Here is a 428-nt window from a genome sequence, read left to right on the forward strand (position 1 = left end):
GTGATCTGCATTAAGGTTATGCACACTTAACTTTGCTGTTTCACCATGATCAACATCCGAAGCGTTAGCCAGCAGTTGTGCTTCAGTTAACGTGACTGCGGTATCTTCGGTTCCTGATGCTAATTTGGCGTCACCACTTACGATTGGTGCATCATTGGTTCCCGTAACCGTGATATTGATTCTGTGCGTCGTACCATCGGCGGACCTGACTTCATAAATCACATCTCGGGTTTCACCCTCTTTCAGCGCTTGAAGCGCAGAGTTGCCGTTGGCAACCCGATAATCCCAGTTTCCGTGACGATCAATATGCAACTCCCCTTGAAAAGGGTCGCTGATGACTTTTTCGTTTCGAACCATCGGGTTTGTTGCAATGAAATGGTCTTGCCCTGCATCCGGGTCAGTGACAGAGAGGGAGCCCATTACCTGGA

Annotated in this window: 1 protein-coding gene; it reads right to left on the reverse strand. The window is 48.8% G+C overall.

The features are described 5' to 3' along the window. On the reverse strand, positions 1-428 hold a 428-nt coding region (locus A3751_RS02950; RefSeq protein ID WP_197466142.1), incomplete at both ends, for a VCBS domain-containing protein.

Source organism: Oleiphilus sp. HI0080 (assembly GCF_001635135.1).